At 40.7% G+C, this 22,998-nt stretch carries 22 protein-coding genes; 6 read left to right on the top strand and 16 right to left on the bottom strand.

From position 1 onward, the window contains the following. Window positions 1-12: 12 nt before the first annotated feature. Genes cydX through cydC form a run of 3 tightly spaced genes read left to right on the top strand, consistent with a single transcriptional unit; the run spans window position 13 to window position 3,674 of the window. Window positions 13-177, top strand: a complete 165-nt coding sequence (cydX, locus tag I6E78_RS05890; protein WP_011328678.1) for a cytochrome bd-I oxidase subunit CydX — start codon at window positions 13-15, stop codon at window positions 175-177. Beyond that, window positions 167-1,942 carry a thiol reductant ABC exporter subunit CydD gene (gene cydD / locus I6E78_RS05885; protein WP_197182143.1) on the top strand — a complete coding sequence of 592 codons (1,776 nt, stop codon included), beginning with the start codon at window positions 167-169 and terminating at the stop codon, window positions 1,940-1,942. The genes cydX and cydD overlap by 11 nt, the downstream gene beginning before the upstream one ends. Beyond that, the gene (gene cydC, locus I6E78_RS05880) at window positions 1,935-3,674 is read left to right on the top strand and encodes a thiol reductant ABC exporter subunit CydC (RefSeq protein ID WP_197182142.1); all 1,740 of its coding nucleotides are present in this window, start codon (window positions 1,935-1,937) and stop codon (window positions 3,672-3,674) included. The genes cydD and cydC overlap by 8 nt, the downstream gene beginning before the upstream one ends. On the opposite strand, the gene I6E78_RS05875 is transcribed toward cydC, so the two are convergent. The 14 genes from I6E78_RS05875 to rpsB all read right to left on the bottom strand — a co-directional run bounded on the left by I6E78_RS05875 (window position 3,671) and on the right by rpsB (window position 17,150). Next, window positions 3,671-4,060 carry a septal ring lytic transglycosylase RlpA family protein gene (locus I6E78_RS05875; protein ID WP_089368555.1) on the bottom strand — a complete coding sequence of 130 codons (390 nt, stop codon included), beginning with the start codon at window positions 4,058-4,060 and terminating at the stop codon, window positions 3,671-3,673. The genes cydC and I6E78_RS05875 overlap by 4 nt on opposite strands. A 152-nt stretch (window positions 4,061-4,212) precedes the next feature. After that, on the bottom strand, window positions 4,213-4,983 hold the full coding sequence (lpxA, locus tag I6E78_RS05870; protein ID WP_011328682.1) for an acyl-ACP--UDP-N-acetylglucosamine O-acyltransferase: 771 nt from the start codon (window positions 4,981-4,983) through the stop codon (window positions 4,213-4,215). Window positions 4,984-4,985: 2 nt separating this feature from the next. Further along, complete coding sequence (gene fabZ, locus I6E78_RS05865; protein ID WP_011328683.1) at window positions 4,986-5,438, bottom strand: 3-hydroxyacyl-ACP dehydratase FabZ; 453 nt, start codon at window positions 5,436-5,438, stop codon at window positions 4,986-4,988. Window positions 5,439-5,465: 27 nt separating this feature from the next. Beyond that, window positions 5,466-6,488, bottom strand: coding sequence for a UDP-3-O-(3-hydroxymyristoyl)glucosamine N-acyltransferase (gene lpxD, locus I6E78_RS05860; RefSeq protein ID WP_197182141.1), 1,023 nt, complete (start codon window positions 6,486-6,488; stop codon window positions 5,466-5,468). Window positions 6,489-6,495: 7 nt separating this feature from the next. Continuing rightward, window positions 6,496-7,014, bottom strand: coding sequence for an OmpH family outer membrane protein (locus I6E78_RS05855; RefSeq protein ID WP_041454497.1), 519 nt, complete (start codon window positions 7,012-7,014; stop codon window positions 6,496-6,498). Between the two features lie 11 nt (window positions 7,015-7,025). After that, window positions 7,026-9,497, bottom strand: coding sequence for an outer membrane protein assembly factor BamA (gene bamA / locus I6E78_RS05850; RefSeq protein WP_197182140.1), 2,472 nt, complete (start codon window positions 9,495-9,497; stop codon window positions 7,026-7,028). A gap of 96 nt (window positions 9,498-9,593) precedes the next feature. Beyond that, the gene (rseP, locus tag I6E78_RS05845; protein WP_011328687.1) at window positions 9,594-10,952 is read right to left on the bottom strand and encodes a sigma E protease regulator RseP; all 1,359 of its coding nucleotides are present in this window, start codon (window positions 10,950-10,952) and stop codon (window positions 9,594-9,596) included. Window position 10,953: 1 nt separating this feature from the next. Beyond that, a complete protein-coding gene (gene ispC, locus I6E78_RS05840; protein WP_011328688.1) occupies window positions 10,954-12,159 on the bottom strand; it encodes a 1-deoxy-D-xylulose-5-phosphate reductoisomerase in 1,206 nt (401 codons plus the stop codon). Next, window positions 12,156-13,022 (bottom strand): phosphatidate cytidylyltransferase, encoded by an 867-nt coding sequence (locus I6E78_RS05835; RefSeq protein ID WP_011328689.1) that lies wholly within the window; start codon window positions 13,020-13,022, stop codon window positions 12,156-12,158. The genes ispC and I6E78_RS05835 overlap by 4 nt, the downstream gene beginning before the upstream one ends. Window positions 13,023-13,042: 20 nt before the next feature. Then, window positions 13,043-13,822, bottom strand: a complete 780-nt coding sequence (locus tag I6E78_RS05830; protein WP_011328690.1) for an isoprenyl transferase — start codon at window positions 13,820-13,822, stop codon at window positions 13,043-13,045. Window positions 13,823-13,987: 165 nt separating this feature from the next. Then, complete coding sequence (gene frr / locus I6E78_RS05825; protein ID WP_011328691.1) at window positions 13,988-14,509, bottom strand: ribosome recycling factor; 522 nt, start codon at window positions 14,507-14,509, stop codon at window positions 13,988-13,990. 50 nt (window positions 14,510-14,559) lie between these two features. Continuing rightward, window positions 14,560-15,309: a UMP kinase gene (gene pyrH / locus I6E78_RS05820; protein ID WP_011328692.1), complete on the bottom strand. Its 750-nt coding sequence runs from the start codon at window positions 15,307-15,309 to the stop codon at window positions 14,560-14,562. A gap of 157 nt (window positions 15,310-15,466) precedes the next feature. Continuing rightward, entirely contained in the window at window positions 15,467-16,318 is an 852-nt protein-coding gene (gene tsf / locus I6E78_RS05815; protein WP_011328693.1) for a translation elongation factor Ts, read from the bottom strand. Between the two features lie 103 nt (window positions 16,319-16,421). Continuing rightward, window positions 16,422-17,150, bottom strand: coding sequence for a 30S ribosomal protein S2 (gene rpsB / locus I6E78_RS05810; RefSeq protein WP_011328694.1), 729 nt, complete (start codon window positions 17,148-17,150; stop codon window positions 16,422-16,424). 271 nt (window positions 17,151-17,421) lie between these two features. On the opposite strand from rpsB, the gene map reads away from it, so the two are divergent. The 3 genes from map (at window position 17,422) to dapD (ending at window position 21,734) form a co-directional block, all read left to right on the top strand. Then, window positions 17,422-18,207, top strand: a complete 786-nt coding sequence (gene map / locus I6E78_RS05805; protein ID WP_011328695.1) for a type I methionyl aminopeptidase — start codon at window positions 17,422-17,424, stop codon at window positions 18,205-18,207. A 68-nt stretch (window positions 18,208-18,275) separates the two neighbouring features. Beyond that, the gene (glnD, locus tag I6E78_RS05800; RefSeq protein WP_011328696.1) at window positions 18,276-20,894 is read left to right on the top strand and encodes a [protein-PII] uridylyltransferase; all 2,619 of its coding nucleotides are present in this window, start codon (window positions 18,276-18,278) and stop codon (window positions 20,892-20,894) included. Window positions 20,895-20,903: 9 nt separating this feature from the next. Beyond that, complete coding sequence (gene dapD / locus I6E78_RS05795; RefSeq protein ID WP_011328697.1) at window positions 20,904-21,734, top strand: 2,3,4,5-tetrahydropyridine-2,6-dicarboxylate N-succinyltransferase; 831 nt, start codon at window positions 20,904-20,906, stop codon at window positions 21,732-21,734. 149 nt (window positions 21,735-21,883) lie between these two features. Here the strand turns inward: dapD and I6E78_RS05790 are convergent, their stop codons facing one another. Then, window positions 21,884-22,255, bottom strand: coding sequence for a hypothetical protein (locus I6E78_RS05790; protein WP_182684246.1), 372 nt, complete (start codon window positions 22,253-22,255; stop codon window positions 21,884-21,886). A 49-nt stretch (window positions 22,256-22,304) separates the two neighbouring features. Further along, window positions 22,305-22,886, bottom strand: coding sequence for a hypothetical protein (locus I6E78_RS05785; protein WP_182684247.1), 582 nt, complete (start codon window positions 22,884-22,886; stop codon window positions 22,305-22,307). Between the last annotated feature and the right edge of the window lie 112 nt (window positions 22,887-22,998).

Raw genomic sequence — 22,998 nt, 5'->3', positions numbered from 1 at the left:
GGAGACTAAACTATGTGGTATTTCGCTTGGATTTTAGGTGTACTTTTAGCCTGTACCTTAGGTGTAATAAATGTAATGTGGTATGAGTTTCAGCAAAATAAAGACAGTATTGCTGATGACGAGCAAGTAATGCATGATTTATTAAAAGAGACTAACACAACTAAAAATGACGACTAACACCCGCCCTGATCGCGCGCAACAGCAGTCTTTGCGCGCTTTTTTAAAGCGTCAAAGTAAACCCGCTGCAATGCTATTAAAGCTAAGCATTGCACTGGGTACTGTTAACGCATTACTCATGATTGCAGGTGCTTATTTACTTGCTCAAGCTATTCATAATGTAATTTTTGAACAGTATAGTTTGGCTGAAATCACCTACTTATTATGGCCTTTGGCCGGTATTATTTTACTGCGCGCGGTATTTTTAACACTAAGCGAACGCTTTAGCGCTTATGCTGCACTTAAAATAAAGTCGGCAATACGCCAAACCCTACTTAATAAGCTCAGCCTGCTTGGGCCAAGCTATGTAGAGCAACATGGCCAAGGTGCTACCCTCAATACATTGCACAATGGTGTAGAAGCGCTACACGATTATTATGCTAAGTACCTACCTGGCGTTGCCTACAGTGCGCTTATTCCGCTGGCTATATTAATCGTTATTTTTCCGACAGATTACAAAGCTGGGCTAATATTTTTATTAACTGCGCCGCTTATTCCTTTTTTTATGATTTTAGTTGGCTCAAAAGCCGAAGCGCTTAATCAACAACGTTGGCAACAACTGGCGGTATTAGGGAATTACTTTTTTGATCGCGTACAAGGGCTTACCCAACTTAAACTATTTAACGCCACTCGCTTAGAGCTAAAACAAATTGCTAAAATATCTGATGACTTTAGACACGCAACACTTAGCGTATTAAAAATTGCTTTTTTATCATCATTTGCATTGGAGTTTTTAGCAACCATTAGTGTGGCCTTAGTGGCGGTTATTATTGGTTTTAGATTGTTTTTTGGCACACTTGATTTTGCCACTGGTTTTGTGGTTTTACTGTTAGCGCCTGAATTTTATTTGCCGCTGCGTCAATTAGGCAGCCACTATCATGCGCGCTTGCAAGGTATAAGTGCCGCCGCCGACATGCTAATAATTTTAAATGCCCCATTGCCTGAGCAACAAAGCGAACATACTACTGACAAAATTAGCGCTACTATTAGCTCAATTACAGTTAATAACCTTAGCTTTACCTACCCAAATAGTGACGAAGGAATAAAAAATATAAACTTATCTCTACCCAACAAAGGGTTAATTGCCGTTGTTGGTGCCAGTGGCTCGGGTAAAAGTACCCTGTTTGATTGTTTATTGGGGTTTCACCCCGAGGTCATTAAGCATATAAGTATTAATCAGCAAATTTTAAGTACTGCACATATTGGGCAATTACAAAGCCACATTGCGTGGATACCGCAATCAGCCACGTTATTTTACGACACTATTGCTGCCAATATTAAATTAGCAAAGCCTAATGCAACGCAACAAGAGCTTGAGCATGCAGCAAAGCAAGCAGGCGCTTTGGGCTTTATAAAGGCACTGCCTGATGGTTTTAATACTTTAATTGGCGAGCAAGGTGAGGGACTTTCTGGTGGTCAAAAGCAACGCATTGCCCTTGCGCGTGCTTTTATAAAACAAGCACCTATATTGGTACTTGACGAACCTACTGCGCACCTTGATAGCGAAACCGAACAAGTTATTCAACATGCTATAGCTGATTATGCAAAAAATAATTTAGTGCTAGTTATTGCCCATCGGCTCAATACAGTCAAAAATGCTGAGCAACTTATTGTAATGCACAATGGCAAAATAGCTCAGCAAGGTTGCTTTAATAGCTTAGCGGCTGAAGATGGTGAGTTTGCCACTTTACTGCAAACAGCACAGCAAGGAGCAGTTCATGCATAATTTTATTCGCTTACTAAAACTGTGCCGTCCTCACTACAAAGCTATGTTGTTGGGTACCTTTTTAGCCACAATTACAGTACTTGCTAATGTGGGGTTACTGGCTATATCGGGCTGGTTTTTAGCCTCAATGGCGGCAGCCGGTATTGCCGGTACACAAATGAATTACTTTACTCCAGCGGGTACTATTCGCTTTTTAGCGATTGTACGCACCGCATCACGGTATGGGGAACGCTTAGTAACTCACAATGCTACGTTTTTAATGCTAAGTGAAATTCGCGTTAGTGTGTTCTCTACCCTCAGTAAACTCAATAATGTTGACTTAGCAATGAGCCGCAGCGCCGATTTAGTTAATCGGCTCCAAAACGATGTAGACGCGCTAGATAAGTTTTACTTAAACGTATTATTACCTATGTTAGTTGCGCTATTAAGCGTGCCTATTATTATGCTGTTTATGTCGGCATACAACGCCGATGTCGCACTTATTTGTTTTACTGGCATTGTTCTGATTGGCGTCGTTTTACCCGCTTTTCTTAGCGCTAAATTAAATAAAAACAGCCACAAAGAAACACAGTTAAGTGCACAGCTGCGCTCTGAGCTTTCCGACACTTTATCCGGCCTTAGAGAACTAAGTATTTACCAAGCTCGGGAGCAGCAAATTGCTAAGTGCGATGATTTAAGCGAGCAGTATAATCAGCAACTGTTTATTCGCCACAAGGCGCTGGCTAATACCGATGGTTTAAGCTTATTAGTTGTACAACTGGCCATGATCGCAAGTATTGTGACCATAGCGCCCCTGGTTTACAGTAATGCCATGGTTAATGTTGAGCTGGCAATGCTAAGCCTATTTGTGCTCGCCAGCTTTGAGAGTGTGTTACTCCTGCCAAATGCGTTTATTGAATTACCAAATGTGTTAAAAGCAGCTGAACGTTTATTTACGCTTGCAGATAAAGCCGCAAATGCTAATACGCAATATGATGCCGCTATAAATAATAATTTGGCTTTGCAAAATCCCTCACTAACACTTAAGAACATTAGTTATTGTTACGATAAACACCCAGCATTAAATGACGTGAGTTTTGAGCTAAAGCCGCAGCAAAAAGTGGCCATTGTTGGTAGAAGCGGCAGCGGTAAAACCACCTTAGTTAACTTACTCACCGGTTTATGGCCACTGCAACAAGGCAATATTACCTTGAGTGAGCAAGGCAACTGCGTTGATTTGCATTTATTAAGTAATGATAACCGAGCAAGGTTAATTAATATTTTGGCTCAACAGCATCATATTTTTGATGGCACTTTAAAAGAAAACCTATGCTATGCAGCGTCTAATGCAACTAAAGCGCAAATGCTAGATGCACTAGCGCATGCACAACTTAGCCCGTGGTTTACTGAGTTAAAATCGGGGTTAAATACTCGCTTAGGTACCGGCGGGCGTAATGTGTCACAAGGTCAGTCGAGGCGGATTGCGATTGCGCAGGCTTTATTGCAAAAACCCGCTATTTTAGTGCTTGATGAGCCAACAGAAGGGCTAGATAATCAATCTAAACAAAGTGTAATGCATGCCATTATGCAAGTTATGAGTAACGCCAGTGTACTTACTATTACCCATGATCCAGCCCTGCTTGAGCATATGGATAATATTATTTGGTTAGAGGATGGGCGCGTAATAGCACAAGGCACCCATCAGCAATTACTTAGCGATCCTGCTTACACGTCACTTACTATCCGTTTTTAATTCGCTTTATCTATTACGGTAACTTGTACATCAATAACGCCGACTTTAGGGTCGGCTATCTTTTTAAACATACTGCTTGATAAATCTATAATACGCCCGCGTATATAAGGACCTCGGTCGTTAATTCTCACTATTACCGACTTATTATTTGCTAGGTTTGTTACTTTCACTTTAGTACCAAAGGCCAACTTAAGGTGTGCTGCCGTTGCTGCTTGCTGATCAAAGCGTTCGCCATTTGCGGTGGTTCTTCCTTGGTATTTATCGGCATAAAATGATGCTTTGCCAAGCTGTGTCAGCTCCCCTGAGCTTGATTTTACAAGTGGTTGACTACTACAACCTGCAAGGATAATAGCAATAAAAGTAACAGTGAGTTTTTTAAGTATCATTTAATAGCTTATGTAATTGATATAATTAGCAACTAGCCTACAGCTGCTTGCCTGAGCTGATCCTGAATTACTCACTAATAATTATAAATAATAAGCAATAAAAAACCACCATCGATTACTCTTAGGTGGTTTTTTATATAAGCTAAAAGCGTTTATCGTACGATACCGCGCTCTGAGCTTTTAACAAAATCTATCATTAACTGTACTGCTGGATACTTTTGCGCATCTTCGCTAAGTGACTCAATTGCTTCATCTACACCTAGGCTTTTACGATAAAATACTTTATAAGCACGGCGTACAGCCATTATCTCATCGCTTTGAAAACCACGGCGTTTCATGCCCTCAGTATTAATTGCAACTGGACCTGCAGGTATACCTATAGTGGTAACAAATGGTGGTACATCTTTATTAATAGCTGAATACATGCCTACAAATGCATGTGCGCCTACCTTACAAAACTGATGTATACCTGAGTTGCCCGCAAGAATAACCCAGTCACCAATATGTACATGCCCTGCTACACTGGCGTTATTAGCAAATATAACATTATCGCCAATCACTGCATCATGAGCAACATGGGTATAGGCCATAAACAGGTTATTACTACCTATAATGGTTACGCCCTGATCTTGAATTGTGCCACGGTGAATTGTAACGCATTCACGAATAATATTATTGTCACCAATAGTGAGCGATGTTGGTTCGTTGTTGTACTTTTTGTCTTGGCATGCTTCACCAACCGACGCAAACTGAAAAATATGATTTCCAGAACCGATAGTTGATGGGCCTTTAACTACAACATGAGACTCAATAATACAGTTATCACCAATGACAACATCATTGCCAATATAACTATATGGTCCCACTGAAACATTGCTGCCTAGTGTCGCGCCTGGTTCGATTATTGCCGTTGGATGAATCACAATTAAAACTCTCTTCTCGCACACATAATTTCGGCGCTACATACTAGCTTGCCATCGACTTTTGCTTCTGCTGCAAACTTCCATAAATTACGACGTTCTTTTAAAAACTCAACATGTAAATGCATAGTATCACCAGGAAGTACTGGTTTTTTAAAACGTGCATTATCTACAGCTGCAAACAAATACAATTCATTTTCGCTACGGTTTTCAACCGTTTTAAAGCCAAGTAACCCAGTTGCTTGAGCCATGGCTTCTAATATTAATACACCCGGAAAAATTGGCTGATTTGGGAAATGCCCGGTAAAAATGGGTTCGTTTATAGTCACATTTTTAATAGCATGCAAAGATTTGCCAGGTGTAAAGTCAATTACTCTATCAACTAATAACATCGGGTAGCGATGCGGTAATAAACTTAAAATTTCTTGAATATCAAGGCTATTTAATTCGTTTGCCAAAATAGCATCCTCATTAGTGTTCAACGTTTATGGCTTATTTAATTGCTCAAGTGCTTTAATACGCCTTTTCATTTCAGAAAGGTTACGCAAGTGAGCGATTGATTTACGCCATTCTTTGTTTGTAGTATGAGGTATACCAGATGAATAGATACCTGGCTCGGTGATTGATTTTGTCACCATACTCATACCCGTAATTATAACACCATCACAGACGCTCATGTGACCATTAATTGCTGTCATGCCGCCAATTTGGCAGTTTTTACCTATGGTGACGCTACCAGCAAGTACAGTACAACCAGCAATAGCTGTGCCTGAGTTAACTTCAACGTTATGTGCTATTTGGCATTGGTTATCAATAATTACATTACTATGGATAATAGTATCGTCAAGTGCACCACGATCAATTGTAGTACTTGCGCCAATTTCAACTTTATCACCAATAATAACAGAGCCAAGCTGAGGAATTTTAATCCATTGCCCACGCTCATTAGCATAACCAAAACCATCACTACCTATAACGCTATTGGCTTGCAACAAACAATCTGAGCCAATTTCAACATTATGATAAATAGTTACATTCGACCAAAGCTTAGTGCCTGAGCCTATTTTAACACCTTCACCAATAAAACTGTTCGGACCAATTTGTACGTTATCGTTAATTATCGCATTGCTTTCAATTACCGTATTAGCGCCAATAGCGGCACTTTTACTTACTGTCGCATTTGGGTGAACAACCGCGCTTGGATGAATGCCTGTTGCGGCAGAGCGTGGCGTCGTATCCATTAATTGCGCAAGCTTGGCGTAACTTACATACGGATTTGAAACTATTAGTTTATTGCCGTTAAAGTAAGGAGCATCTGCTTCACTAACAATGACAGCACTGGCTTGAGTCGCTTCAAGTTGCGAGCGATATTTCTTATTCGCTAAAAATGCAATATGCCCTGAGCGGGCATGTGCAAGTGTTGCTATTTTTGTTATTTCTAAAGCGCCATCACCTTGCAGCTCGGCGCTTAGAAGTTCCGCTATTTGCGAAAGCGTATAATTTTGCATAACTTAATTATTTCTTACTCACTGCAGCAACTACTTTATTAGAAAGATCAGTTACTTTTTTAGGGTTAAAGTAAATAGTTGTATCTTTAACTTTAACTTCATCAAAGTCGCCATCTTTAGCAATGTCTTCAATTGTTTTGATAATTAAACCCTGCACTTTTGCAAGCTCTTGGTTTTGGCGTGCTTTAATTTCTTGCTCAAGAGGACGACCTACTTCAGCAAGGTTTTTTTGCATACCCTGAATTTTGTCACGCAGTTTATCTTTTTGCGCTTGGCTCATAGTGGTACTTTCACGCTTGAACTTTTCAGCTTCAAAGCGAATATCGCCTTGTAGCTTTTCTAACTCTTGACGGCGCTCTGCAAACTCAGTTTGTAGAGATTGCTCAATTTTAGCCATTTGTGGTATTTGCTTGTAGATTTCTTGCATGTCTACAATACCTACTTTATGTGCAAATGCACTTACCGAGGTGCCCATCATAAGTGTTGCTAAAACAGCTACTGCCGTTGATTTAAATAATTTATTCACAAAAAACTCCTTTAAAAGCTGTTACTAATATTAAAACTGATGGTCTTCGTATCGTCATCTTCTTCTTTTTGCAATGGATACGCAAAACTAATCAGCATTGGACCCATTGGAGAGATCCACTGTAATGATAAACCGGTTGAAACCCTAAAACGCATTGGATCAGAGTAATCATCTAATTTAGCTCGCTCATCGGCTGCTAAATTTTGGTAACGGTCTACGTTAAACTCGGTATCCCATACGTTAGCAGCATCAACAAAGAAACTGGTACGTACTGAACTGGTATTTTCTTCATCTAAAAACGGTGTAGGTACAATTAATTCCATACCTGCTACCGCTTTAGCATTACCACCAATTCGACCTTGTGGTACTAGCACATCAAATTCAGATGAGCCGCCTATATTACCTGTGGTTGAGCCATCTGGTAAAGGTGTACCCGGAATTGATTGCGGTATACGTGCAATTGCGCGTGGTAAAATTGTATTTCGGTCAAAACCACGTAGTTCCATTTCAGTAATACGGAAGTATTCTTGGAATGGCAGTACTTGGTCGTAGCCGTTAGTTGAGCCATAACCATTACCGTAACCTAACGCCGCACGGGTTGAGAACACCCAGCGATGGTCGTTCGATATTGGCCAGTAAAAACGCGAATCATAGTTTAACTTAAAGTATTTTAAGTCAGAATTCGGCGTTGTTGCTGTTAAGTTTAGCGTTTGACGTGAGCCCGCTGTTGGGAATAAACCACGGTTTACCGTAACGCGAGACCAGCCAGCACTTAACTCATAGTTAGTAAAGTCAAAACCAGCATCTGGGTTGTCTTGGTCTAAGAAGGTTTCACGCAGTACACGCGTTTGCTCGTACTCTGCAATATTTGAAAGCTCTTCTTGAATCCAACGAACACCAAAGTTAATGCGGTTAACCGCATCAATTGGGAAGCCTATATTAGTCCCCAATCCATAGCTTTTCGACTTATAGTCGATCAAACTAAACTTACTTGCATCGTAGTTACTGTAAAAAATACTGCTACCTTGCGATACGCCATCTGGCGTGAAGTATGGGTCGGTATAAGACACGCTCACACGCTCAGAACCACGCGAGGTATTAATATTAAAGCCTATTTGATTACCAGTACCTAAAAAGTTAGATTCTGTTACACCAATATTAAACTGTAAACCTAGGTATGAGCCGTACGCTAAGCCGGCATTAAAGCTACCAGCCGACTGCTCTTTTACAGTAAAATCAACATCTACTTGGTCATCAACACCTGGGACTGGCACAACGTTAAAATCAACTTTTTCCATATAAGGTAAACGCTGAATTTGTAATTTTGAACGCTCTAAGCTTTGGTTAGATAACCATGCGCCTTCAAGCTGTGTCATTTCGCGGCGTAGCACTTCATCTGCAGTACTTTGGTTACCACCAACAATAATCCGGCGCACATAAACACGCTTACCAGGGTTAACCGATAAGGTTAGTTGTACTTCTTGATTTTCGTCATCAATTTGCGGAATTGTGCGTACTTCTGCATTGGCATAACCAAAACGCGCTAAGTAGCTTTTTATAAATTCTTCTGAAGAGGTAACCACTGAGCCGTTATATAACTCACCCGCTCGTAGTGGAATAACACTTTTAATTAAGTCTTCGCGACCAAGTAAGTCACCAATAAAGTCAAAACCTTTAACTTTATATTTAACCCCTTCTGTTAAGTTAGCTGTAACGTATACAGACTCACGCTCTGGGCTAACCGACACTTGGGTAGAGTCTATGTTAAAACGTAGGTAACCACGGTCTAAATAAAAGCTACGAATTTTTTCTAAATCGCCTTCAATGGTTTGTTTTTGGTAGCGGTCGCTGCCCATAAACTGCCACCAAGGTAAGTCTTGTTGCGACTCAGCCAGTTGTAATAGCTCTTCATTAGAAAAAAGTTCATTACCTACCAAGTTAATTTGACGAATTGATGCAGCATCACCTTCATCAAATTTTAATTTAAGTTTAACCCGGTTACGCGGCAGTTTAGTGATACTAATATCAACTTTAGCGTTGTATTTACCAATACTGTGGAAAAATTCAGTTAAGCCTTTTTCTATATTATCAATAACGGTTTTATCTAGTGGCTCGCCTTGGCGAATATTTTGCTGATCAAGTGACTGATTAAGCTGCTCATCTTTAATATCTTTATTGCCATCAAACTCAATAAAGCTAATTGTTGGGCGTTCAGTTACTTTAAAAACAACGTTATTACCGTCGCGTAGCGCTTTTATATTGTCAAAGTGACCTGAGCGGTAGAGAGACTTGATTGTTTTTGAAATCGTGTACTCATCAACATTATCGCCCACGTTAATAGGAATATGCGTTAATGCAGCACCCAGTGCTACACGCTGTAAACCCTCAACTTTGAGATCTTCAACAATAAAGGAGTTTTGGCCTAGGGCTGCAAAGCTTGCACCCAATAAACTTGAAACTACCAAATGTTTTTTTATAGCCATTTTATTATATTTATCCTTTACAACTGTATTACCGCTTAGCATCGAAAAGTAAATTTACGAGCTGTACAATCGTGGTTCTAATTAGTCATTGTCACGTTAAAACGACAAACGCGATACATCATTGAACAAAGCGAAACATGTTAAAAAAATGAGTAGTAACGCACCCACTTTAAAACCAAACTCTTGTGTCTTTTCAGAGACTGGCTTTTTACGAAAAAGTTCAATTATGTAATACATTAAGTGTCCGCCATCAAGCACTGGCAAGGGCAATAAATTAAATACACCCAAGTTAACACTGATCAGTGCTAAAAAGCTTAAAAACGCAACGAAACCGTAGCTTACGCTAGTCCCCGCGCCTACGGCAATGCCTACTGGGCCACTTAAATTTTTAACCGAAATCTGGCCTGTAATTAAATTACCTATCATATCAAAGCTAAGGGTAATTAATCGCCACGTTTCTTTACTACCTCGCACAATACTATCGAGCGGGCCATAATGTCTAGTTTCTATATAACCTTGCGGCCATTTTTCTACTATTGGTGCAACCCCTAAAAAGCCTTGCTCTATGCCCTGAGCGTTAACCCTAGCTTGAGGTATTACCGATATTATTTTTATAGTGTCTTGTCTTTTTACACTAAATTGTAATGATTTGTTAGCCGATTGGGTAATAAGATTAACTAATTGCTGCCAATTGCTTATTGTTTCGCCATTTACAGCCACAATAGTATCATTTATTTTTAACCCTGCCAGCTCTGCAGCAGAGCTTTTAGTAACCGCAGCAATACTAAGTGTTGCTTGTGGCCTAAATGGTACTATGCCTAGAGAGCTCAATGGTGGCACGTCTTGCTGATCAAGTTTCCAGCCGTCTAAATTGAGCATTTTTGTTTGCTGCTGATAGTTTTCGTTACGTACAGTTACTGCAACGCTTTTATCACCTAAACTCGACATAAGCGCAAAGGTTGCGTCTTGCCAGGTGGTAATTTCATCATCACCAATTTTAATAATTTGTTGGCTAGGCATTAATCCCGCTTGCGCTGCACGACTGCCTTCAACCACACTGCCAACAACAGGTTTTACTGATTGCACACCCACCATATACATAACGGCAAGTGCAAATATAGCAAATATAAAGTTAGCAACGGGCCCCGCAGCAACAATCGCTATACGCGCTTGTACCGACTTAGCATTAAACGATAAATGACGCTGATTTGCAGGTACTTCATCAACCCGCTCATCGAGCATTTTTACATAACCACCCAAAGGTATGGCTGCTATAACGTACTCGGTATCGTATTTATCACGCCATTTTAGCAATGGTTTACCAAAGCCGATAGAAAAGCGCAGCACTTTAACGCCGGCTTTACGCGCCACCCAAAAGTGGCCGTATTCATGTACTGTAACTAAAATGCCCAGCGCTAAAATAAATGAGCCGAGATTCCAAAAAAAATCGAACATATTAATGCGTCACTTTTGTTATAAACTGCGATGCGCTTAAACGCGCTAATCTATCGCACTCTAAAATTTCATCTAAGCTTTGCACATTGGTGTACGTGGCCGCTTCGAGAGTCTGTGCATTTATTGTGTATATATCGGTAAAACCAATTTCACCATTTAAAAATGCACTTACCGCGATCTCGTTTGCGGCATTCACTGTCGTTGTTGCGCCTTGCCCTGCGCTACACGCATCAATCGCTAGTTGTAAATTAGGGTAACGAGAAAAGTCAGGTTTAGTGAACGAAAAGTCACTAATATCTGAAAAGTTTAACGGCTTAACCCCTGCATTTATGCGCTCAGGGTAAGCTAATGCATGGGCAATTGGGGTACGCATATCAGGGTTACCCATTTGCGCTAAAATTGAGCCGTCGTGATATTGCACCATAGAATGAATTATACTCTGAGGATGAATAACCACATCAATATCACTCGGGTCGCAGTTAAACAGCCATTTAGCTTCAATAAACTCAAGCCCTTTGTTCATCATGGTGGCTGAATCTACCGATATTTTTTGTCCCATAGACCAATTAGGGTGCGCCACGGCTTCTGCTATGGTTACATCTTTAAGGGTATTTATATCACGGGTTAAAAATGGGCCGCCTGAGCCGGTAAGTAATATTTTACTTACGCCATGAGATTGCAGGTGTTGATCGCCTTGCGCATTTTGTAGAGAGTACGGTAAACATTGAAAAATAGCGTTATGTTCACTGTCTATTGGTAGCAATGTCGCTTTGTGTTGTTTTACTTTATCAATAAACAACTGACCCGACATTACCAAAGATTCTTTATTGGCGAGCAGTACTTTTTTTCCGGCTTCTACTGCGCTTAACGTCGGCAATAACCCTGCAGCGCCGACAATTGCCGACATGACAGCATCAACCTCTGGATGCCCACACAGCTCGCTCATAGCCTGCTCACCATGCATTATCTGCGTTTTACATGGCGTATTACTTAAATATAACGACAATTGCTTAGCAGCGCTTTGTGTTGCCATAACGCCATAGCGTGGCTGATGCGCAATGCATAGCTCAGCCATTTTTTTAGCATTTTTCCCAGCAGCTAATGCAAAAACACTAAACTGCTGAGTATTTCTTGCCACAACATCTAAGGTATTAAGGCCAATAGAGCCTGTAGCCCCTAGAATTACCAGTTGCTGCTTTTCACTCATAAACTCAAAGTCCACGCATAACACATTACAAACATAGGTGCGGCTGCGGTTAGGCTATCAATACGATCTAAAATCCCGCCATGTCCTGGCAAGCAATTACCGCTGTCTTTAAGTCCTGCTTCGCGTTTAAACATGCTTTCAAGCAAATCACCCACCGCTGAAAACAAGGCAATAAACACAGTCATAATGGCGTAAATTGGCCATACAATTAAATCTACGTCGGTAAAATGACAAAATGTAAGCACAAATATAACTGCAGCGACAACGCCGCCGGCTAAACCTTCAATAGTTTTATTTGGGCTTACTTTTGGCATGAGCTTACGCTTACCAAAGCTTTTACCTGTAAAGTAGGCACCAATATCGGCGCTCCATACGATTCCTAAAACCACTAAAATAAGCATAGAGCCAAAATGACTAGATTCGGTATATTGCGCACTGCGCAGCGTATTTAGGGCTAACCATAAAGGCACTAACGTTAGTAATCCGGCAATACCGCGCATTACTATGCCTTCGTTCCATGCTTTAGCCATTTCTGGGTAGCGCCATACTAAATAACTAGCAACAATCCACCATGCAAACGACAGCGTAAATAAGTAATTTGCATCACCTACCAATTTGCCATCTTGCCAAAGTGATTCGATTGGCCAGTGCAGGTTTAGTAACGCTAGCAAAGCGGCAACTAAAAGTACAAAAGCGCTGCGCTTAAGTTTATTGCACAGCCCCATAAAAGCAGACCATTCCCATGCGCCCATTAATACAATTGCACCCGCAAAATAACTAAATAATGTCAGTGGGGTGTAAAAAACCAAAGCAAGCGCTAATGGTGCTAGCACGAGTGAGGTTAGAATGCGTTGTTTTAACAAAATTATGACCCTTATTCTATTTAGGTTTGAGCGAGTAATTGTTTTATTTGTTCGCCCGTACAACCAAATCGTCGCTCTCTGGCAACGTAACACGCTATGGCCTCAGCAAATGCTGCTTCATTAAAATCAGGCCACAGTGTGTCGGTAAAGTAAAGTTCAGCGTAAGCTGCTTGCCAGAGTAAAAAGTTACTAATTCTGACATCGCCACCAGTACGAATTAGTAAATCAGGCTCGGCCTGATCTGCCATACTCATGTACTGTGCTATACGCTCTTCTGTAATATCGGCTGGGTCTAATTGCCCCTGTGCAACTTGCTCTGCAAGTTGTTTAGCAGCATTAGCCATATCCCAACGTCCACCGTAATTTGCAGCAACATTTAAATGCAGCCCGGTATTATTTGCTGTAAGCTTTTGAGCAGTATCTACTTTACTGCGTAAGCTTTCAGAAAACCGCGATAAGTCTCCAATAATGGTCAGTTTTACATTGTTTTTATGCAGCTTTTTAACTTCTTTACTAAGTACAAATAAAAAAAGCTCCATTAACGTTTTTACTTCGTCTTCAGGTCGACGCCAGTTCTCACTACTAAAAGCAAATAAGGTTAACGATTGTATCCCTAATTTAGTACAAAACTGTACAGATTGACGAACTGCGTCCACACCTTTTTTATGCCCAAACACACGCGGTCTATTTCTGGCTTGCGCCCAACGCCCGTTACCATCCATGATGATAGCTACATGTTTAGGTAAACATTGCTGTGAAATTGTGTCAGCATCTAGAACCATAAATATTGAGTATTCCATAAAAAAACGCCGCCTAGTATACCCCAGCCGGCGTTTCAAAACTAATAAATTTAACCTGTACTCGGGATAATAAATCTATTTCAAGTGGCTATTTTTAACGCTAACTGCGTTGAATTTACTTGCAATAGGTTCAATCTATTACCCCAAGTGCAGCGTATTAGTTTCTTAGATTTCCATCAACTCAGCTTCTTTAGCTGCTAATTGAGTATCCATTTCTTTAATGAATTTATCGGTCATCTTTTGAATTGCTTCTTCAGCTTGACGCGCTTCATCTTCAGAAATATCTTTATCTTTCAATAAGTTTTTAAAATCGCCATTCGCGTCACGACGAATGTTACGTACTGCAACACGACCGCCTTCAACTTCACCACGAACAATTTTAATTAAGTTTTTACGACGTTCTTCAGTCAATGCTGGCAATGGTACACGAATAACTGAACCTGCTGACATAGGGTTTAAACCTAAGTCAGATGCCATTATTGCTTTTTCTACCGCTTGCGCAAGTGACTTATCAAATACACCAATAGCCAGTGTACGTGAATCTTCAATTGTTACGTTAGCAACTTGGTTTAACGGTGTTGGCGAGCCATAATACGACACCATAATACCATCTAGCAATGCAGGATGAGCACGACCAGTACGAATCTTAGATAACTGGCTGCCCAGTGCTGCTACACTCTTTTGCATGCGCTCTTGCGCATCTTTTTGAATATCGTTAATCACAGTTTAATCCTAATCTATTTAATTACTTCATCTGAGGCTTGTGAAGAAATAAGGGTTCCCTCTTCTTCACCCATAATAACACGTTTTAATGCGCCTGATTTATTCATATTAAATACGCTCAATGGCATATTATGATCGCGTGCTAATGTAAATGCCGCTAAATCCATTACTTTCAATTCTTTCTCAATTATCTCATTGTAACTTAAATGACGATAAAGTGTCGCATCTGGATTTTTAACTGGGTCATCACTGTAAACGCCATCTACTTTAGTCGCTTTAATTACCGTATCGGCTTCAATTTCGATACCACGTAAACAGGCTGCTGAGTCGGTAGTGAAAAATGGGTTACCCGTACCGGCTGCAAAAATAACTACGCGGCCCGTTTTTAATAAACTAATTGCTTCAGCCCAATTGTACGCATCACACATACCATGAAGTGGAATAGCCGACATTAAACGACAGTTTACAAATGCACGATGCAGCGCATCACGCATTGCCAAACCATTCATTACGGTTGCAAGCATACCCATGTGATCGCCAACAACACGATTCATGCCTGCTTCTGCTAACGAGCCACCGCGTAAAAAATTTCCACCGCCAATAACTAAACCCACTTCTACGTCGAGCTCTACGAGCTCTTTAATTTCTTGAGCCATGCGGTCTAACACTTTAGGGTCGATGCCAAAGCCTTCATCTCCCATTAAAGCTTCACCGCTTAATTTGAGAAGAACGCGTCTAAAAATAGGTTTACGATTGATAGTCATAGTATTGGGGCCAACTTTTATAAAAAATGGATAAAAAATAACCGCGCTTATGTTAAACATAAAAGCGCGGTTATTTTAAAGAATTTCTAGCTGTGAAGCAAAAGCAAATAACACATTAATTGCATGTCTTTTTTACTCCCTACACAAATAGTTAATCTTATTTAGCTTTAGCAGCAGCGATTTGTGCAGCAACTTCAGCAGCAAAATCTTCTTCTTTTCTTTCGATACCTTCACCAACTTCTACACGTACGAAGCTAGTAACTGTTGCGTTTTTCTCTTTAAGAATTTCGCCAACAGTTTTCTTAGGTTCCATGATGAAAGCTTGACCAGTAAGAGAAACCTCACCAGTGAATTTTTTCATGCGGCCAACAACCATCTTCTCAGCGATTTCAGCAGATTTGCCTTCATTCATCGCGATTTCGATTTGTACTTGTTGTTCTTTAGCTACAACATCAGCAGGAACGTCTGAAGGAGTTAAGTACTCAGGGCTTGATGCAGCAACGTGCATTGCAACGTGCTTAAGTGTTTCTTCATCAGCAACACCAGCAACAACAACACCAATACGATCACCATGACGGTACTCAACTAGGTTTTCACCCGTGATGTACTGTAGACGACGTACGTTAATGTTTTCACCAATTTTAGTTACTAGCTCAACGCGTGCTTCTTCAAACTTAGCTTGTAAGTCTTCGATAGTCACAGTGTCTGCAATTGCAGCTTCTGCTACTTTATCAGCAAACGCTAAAAAGCTTACGTCTTTAGCTACGAAGTCTGTTTGACAGTTAACTTCAACTAGCACTGCAACATTACCATTTTTCTTGATAATGATAGCGCCTTCAGCAGCGATATTGCCTGCTTTTTTAGCTGCTTTAGCCGCGCCACTTTTACGCATGTTTTCAATCGCTAACTCGATGTCGCCATCAGTTTCAGTTAACGCTTTTTTACAATCCATCATGCCAGCGCCAGTACGCTCGCGTAATTCTTTAACTAGGGCAGTAGTTACAGCCATTAGTAATTCCTCAAATCTGAATCAGGTTTAGATAAGCGGGTTACCCGCTCTACAAGAATAGCAAGTCTTCACCTTTAAAAGATGAAGACTTGAAGACAGCTAATTACTCAGCTTCTACGAAATCGTCTTTTTCAGCTTGAGCAACAAGTGTGTTCTCACGGCCTTCAGTGATCGCAGTTGCAACAGCGTTAGTGTAAAGACTTACCGCACGGATAGCATCATCGTTACCAGGTACGATGAAATCAACGCCATCTGGGTTCGAGTTAGTATCAACAATTGCAACAACCGGAATGCCTAGGTTGTTAGCTTCACGGATAGCAATGTGCTCGTGGTCAGCATCAATAACGAAAAGCGCGTCTGGAAGACCGCCCATGTTCTTGATTCCGCCAAGGCTCTTCTCAAGCTTTTCCATTTCGCGGTTAAGCATTAACGTTTCTTTCTTAGTTAACTTCTCGAAAGTACCGTCTTGGCTTTGTATTTCAAGGTCTTTAAGACGCTTGATTGATTGACGAACTGTTTTCCAGTTAGTCAACATGCCACCTAACCAACGGTGGTTTACATAGTACTGGTCGCTTGCGATTGCAGATTCTTTCACTGCTTCGCTTGCTGCACGCTTAGTACCAACGAAAAGAACTTTACCTTTGTTTGCAGCAGCACCAGATAAAAACTTAAGTGCAGTGTTGAACATTGGTACAGTTTGCTCAAGGTTGATGATATGTACACGGTTACGTGTGCCGAAGATGAAAGGCTTCATCTTAGGGTTCCAGTAACGTGCTTGGTGACCAAAGTGAACACCAGCTTGAAGCATATCGCGCATTGAAACGTTTGCCATTTTATAGATCCTCTATAGTTGTTTAGGGTTAGGCCTCCACATATCCCATAGCACCAACACCGAAGTATTTAAACTTCTAATGCACCCAAGTGTATGTGACGATACGTGTGTGTGTTAAAATAAAATTGTGTTTGCCTTAAATACAAAAAATCATTAAAGAATTTATTTGTAAAAAGACGGCGCGCTTTATACCATATTAAAATTAAATACTCAACATCGCGTGCAAAAATTGTGCGACGATAAATGTTAAAAACTCAACTTTGGAGCTTCAATGAGCGCTATTATTAAGACCCCTGAAGAAATAGAGAAAATGCGCGTAGCTGGGCGCTTAGCGGCAGATGTACTTGAAATGATCGGCCCATATGTAGTGCCGGGCGTGACCACCGATGAGCTAAATACAATTTGTCATGATTATATTGTTAATGTGCAACAAGCAATCCCTGCTCCATTAAATTATCATGGTTTTCCAAAATCAGTTTGTACCTCTGTAAACCATGTTATTTGCCATGGTATTCCAAACGAAAAGCCATTAAAAGATGGCGACAGTATTAATATTGACGTTACCATAATTAAAGATGGCTACCACGGCGACACTTCTAAAATGTTCCATGTTGGTACCCCTAACATTCAAGGTAAACGCCTTGCAGAAGTAACACAAGAAAGCCTCTACATTGCCATTAAAATGGTAAAACCAGGTGTGCGTTTAGGCGATATTGGCGAAGCAATTCAAAAATATGCTGAAAGCTTCAACTACTCAATTGTTCGTGAATACTGTGGCCATGGTATTGGCGCAGGGTTTCACGAAGAGCCACAAGTAATGCACTATGGCAAAGCAGGTACTGGCGAAGTATTAAAAGCCGGCATGTGTTTAACTATTGAGCCTATGGTCAATGCGGGCAAACGCCAATGTAAACTACTTAAAGATGATTGGACTGTGGTTACACGTGACCGTAGCTTGTCAGCCCAGTGGGAACATACTTTGTTAGTAACTGAAAATGGTGTTGAAATTTTAACGCTACGATCAGATGATACAATCGACAGGATCATTGAGCATTAAAATACCCGTTCAACTTGATAGCTATTTATTTATCAAAATGAACTCGTATAAATAAGGAATCAGCCCCGGTGGCATTACCCAACAAAGTAAAAAAGTTGCTTAGCGACGCAGAGCAACTTAGTGATTATCGCGATTGTTCTAGCTATTTTTATAAATGGCTTTTTAATGAGTTTTCTAAACAACCGGTTGGTAATTTAATTAATGCCAGGGCTGAATTCATAGATCGTTTGCTGATCAAACTGTTTCATGTTTATGATTTAGCGCACGAACCCGACCTAGCACTTATAGCCGTAGGTGGTTATGGACGAGGTGAGTTACACCCCTATTCCGACATCGACTTTTTGCTACTAGTAACACAACAACCAAACGCTGAAATCAGCGAAAAAATAGGTCAGTTTGTTACCATGCTTTGGGATCTCAATTTAGAGATTGGGCACAGTGTTCGCACTATAGCGCAAGCCATAGAGCAAAAACGTGAAGACGTTACCTTTGCCACCAGCTTATTAGAAAGCCGGCTTATTTTTGGTAATCATATAGAATTTGAAAAGCTAAAAAACCACATAATTGACACGCCAGTGTGGCGCTCAAATGAGTTTTTTTTAGCCAAAGTACAAGAGCAACATTTACGCCACCGAAAATGCCACGGCACAGCGTATAATCTCGAACCTAACATAAAAGAAAACCCCGGTGGCCTGCGCGATCTGCAAACCATTATTTGGGTTGCTAAAAAACACTTTAGAGCAGAAACCCTACAAGAGCTTATTAGCCATGGCTACCTTACTCACGAAGAGTTTCAAGAGCTTTCAGAGTGCCTAGAAAACTTATGGAATATTCGTTTTGCGCTGCATTTGGCTGCAGGGCGCTCAGAAAACCGCTTACTGTTTGATCATCAACCGCAAGCCGCCGAAATTCTGGGGTTTGGTAGCGATGGTAAATCGTCAGTTGAGCGCATGATGAAGCGTTTGTTTAGAATAATGAGCCGCGTACGCGAACTAAACCTGATGCTGCTGGCGTACTTTGAACAAAGTATTTCGCCAAAACACCATCAACCTATTATTCAAGAGCTTGATCGCAATTTTGAGCGTATTGGCAATCAAATTAAAGTAAAAAGTCCATCGGTATTTTTTAGGCGCGATCAGCTTTTTATGTTATTTGAGCATATTGCCGACAACCCAGAAATAACGCACATTTATCCCAGCACTATTCGCACTATTCGCCAAGTGCGCCGCCGTTTACTGGGCGACTTACAAGATTACGCTGCCTGTCGCGAAGCTTTTTTACGTCTTATAAAGCACCCCAATGGTATGGGCCGTGCGTTTACCTTAATGCATAAACACGGCATGCTGGCTGCTTATTTACCGCAGTGGCGAAACATATTTGGGCAAATGCAATTTGACTTATTTCATGCCTACACAGTAGATGAGCACACCCACAGATTAATAAATAATATTTATCAGTACTTTGATAAAACCGGTGTCAGCGAATTTCCTATTTGTAGTGAAATAGTCACTCGTATGGATAAACCTGAGCTACTTTATTTAGCGGGTATATTTCATGACATAGCCAAAGGCCGTGGTGGCGACCACTCAGAGCTGGGCGCTGTTGACGCACTAGCCTTTGCAAAGTTACATGCCTTTTCTGTCGCCGATGGTAAACTAATCGCATGGCTGGTTAGTAATCATTTACTTATGTCGGTTACCGCACAACGTAAAGATATAAACGACCCTGGAGTTATTAAAGACTTTGCCACACGAGTAAAAACAGAGCGCCAACTTGATTATTTATATTGCTTAACCGTTGCCGATATACGTGCCACCAACGACAATTTATGGAACGATTGGAAAAACACCCTGCTGCGTGAGCTTTACTTACATACGCAACACGCACTGCGTTTAGGGCTTGAAAATCCAATGGATCAACGCGACCAAATTCGCGACAAAAAGCATCAAGCTAAACAGCGATTACTCAACTTAGGCTACATGGAAGACCAAATTGATTTAATTTGGAGCCGCTTTAAAGCCAATTACTTTACCGCTTTTAGCGAACAGCAAATTTCATGGCACAGCCAGCATTTAGTTAATAGCGAAGATTTAAGTCAACCGAGTGTTATCGTATCAAATAAAGCGATGCACGGTGGCACCCAAGTATTTGTATACAGCCCTTACTCTGGGCCTTTATTTGCCCGTTTAGTGAGTGTTATTGGTTCTAAAAAGGCGCAAATACAGCACGCGCAAGTACTTACCACCAAAGATGGCTACGTACTATTTAACTTTGTTATTTTAGAAGTAAATGGCGAGCCAATTGCCAGTGGCAGAGCACAATCAATTAAACGCGCCCTAGAGCAAGCCTTGTTTGAGCCGCGTAAAAAAATTCGCTTTAAAAAGAATCGCTCGCAACGCTTTAAAGACTTTAATATAAAACCTAAAATTGTGCTGCGCCCGCATCCGCGTAAAGATCGCAGCCTAATTGAAATCCAAGCAATTGATATACCCGGTTTATTGACTAAAATAGCCGAAGTTTTTCAAGCACACTTATTACACATACACGCTGCACGTATTACCACAGTGGGGCAGCGCGCAGAAGATTTCTTCGTGGTCTCTAATAACGAGTACCAAGCACTTACAGACGAAGAACAAGCCAAAATTCATCAAGCATTGCGTAAAAAACTCAACGCAGAAACCGAATAAGAGGACACTATGTCAGATTTAAAAACGATGATCGAAAACGCCTGGGATAACCGCGATAGCATTAGCCCAAGCACAGTATCTGTTGAAGTAAAGCAAGCCATTATTGACGCGCTTGACCTGCTAGACAGTGGCGCAGCACGCGTTGCTGAAAAAATATCGGGTGAATGGGTAGTACATCAATGGCTTAAAAAAGCGGTTTTACTGTCGTTCCGTATTCGCGAAAACCAAGCAATGGACGATGGCGTAAATCAGTTTTACGACAAAGTACCACTTAAATTTAGCGACTACACGCCGGAGCAATTTAAACAAGGCGGCATGCGCGTAGTGCCTAATGCTGTTGCGCGTAAAGGCAGCTTTGTAGGTAAAAACGTGGTACTTATGCCATCGTATGTAAACATTGGCGCATACGTTGACGACGGCACCATGGTTGATACATGGGCTACTGTAGGCTCGTGTGCACAAATTGGTAAGAACGTACACTTATCGGGTGGCGTAGGCATAGGCGGCGTTTTAGAGCCATTACAAGCCAACCCAACCATCATCGAAGACAACTGTTTTATTGGCGCACGCTCTGAAATAGTAGAAGGTGTAATTGTTGAAGAAGGCGCGGTAATTTCAATGGGCGTTTACATCAGCCAAAGTACCCGTATTTATGACCGTGAAACCGGTGAAATTCACTACGGCCGCGTACCAGCAGGCGCAGTAGTAGTCCCTGGCGCACTACCATCAAAAGACGGTAGCCACAGCCTGTACGCTGCAATTATAGTGAAAAAAGTAGATCAGCAAACACGCGAAAAAGTAGGCATAAACGCCCTGCTTCGCTCAATTGATGATGAATAGTTAAGTAGGTTGGGTAGAGCGCAGCGAAACCCAACGACACTTTAAAGTTAAGTGTTTTAGCTGAACTTTAATTGTATATTTAAAAGCGCTAAGCCCTTGTGGGTTTAGCGCTTTTTTAAGATCGCTGATAATAATTTCATTTATAAAAACTATTTTAACTCGCACTTTTTTAATAGTCTTTTTGTAGCTTCTTTGAATATCTTCTTACATTCATCTTCATCCCCTTGCGGCTCACCATACTCATTAGTATTTAATAACTCGTGAGCTCTTAATATAGATGGCTTATAGCTTACATTATATTCTTTTATGATTTTCCCGCTATCTCGACCAAGCACTGTTTCAAGCGTTTTTATTACTGAACCAGAAACTTCTTCATCATTTATTAGTAAGCACCTAATAGGTTCAACTGCAGCATTGTATTCTTTTCTTTTTTCTCTTCCTAAAGCAAGTTTATGCCCCACGAGCCAACCTGTAGCTGCACATGCAATACCAATCAAAGTCCTTATTTTCCATTCTTCCATAACTTAAGTCCTAAAAAATAAATATAATAGCTGCACAACTTAGTACGCTTTACTCTTGTGAACCACAACTCAAGCCATGTAAGTCTATTTGTTTTACCTGCTGATTTTTCGTTTTAAAATCATAATAACGAATAATTAGCTGATTGTTTTTCTCATAAAATGACATGTCCCGTAACCAATCGATAGTGGCTATTGGCATGTATGTATAAAAACCATATTCACCCACACACTGATAACCAAAGTGATGATACGCACTGCCAAATGCACCTACATCGCTGGTATACGCTACTATATTTTCCTGCTGCTGATAAAATTGCGCTTGACTGCCAACAATGGCATACCAAATACATGTAAGCCCAAGTGCTACAATTTGTAACCCTGCCATTATAAACAATAGCAAGCTAACTAATTTTGCTTGAACAGTATGTTTGCTTGTTTTACTGATGCTTTTTATCAATACATAAGTAGCAATACTTACCAATATCAGCTTTATCCAAACTAGGTAAGTAGACAACTCATAGGTAAATTTTTGGCTGTGCCACTGTATGCCAAATACAGGCGGAATAAACATCGAGTCTATAAAGGTCACTGTAATAATTAGCGCTGCAAGGTGATAACGAGATAGGGTCATTAAGGCTGTTTTTTTAATTGTTTTAACCATGCTATTAAATATGTAATAAAAAAGCAAAAAGGTACTTTGAATAAATAATGCTTAGACCAGTTTACTTTACTTGAAGTAGCTA

Origin of the sequence: Pseudoalteromonas sp. NZS127, from assembly GCF_015864805.1 — a bacterium.
Taxonomy (GTDB): domain Bacteria; phylum Pseudomonadota; class Gammaproteobacteria; order Enterobacterales; family Alteromonadaceae; genus Pseudoalteromonas; species Pseudoalteromonas nigrifaciens.
The sequence above is the reverse complement of the archived record's forward strand: the minus strand, read 5'-3'. Positions and strand labels throughout refer to the sequence as shown.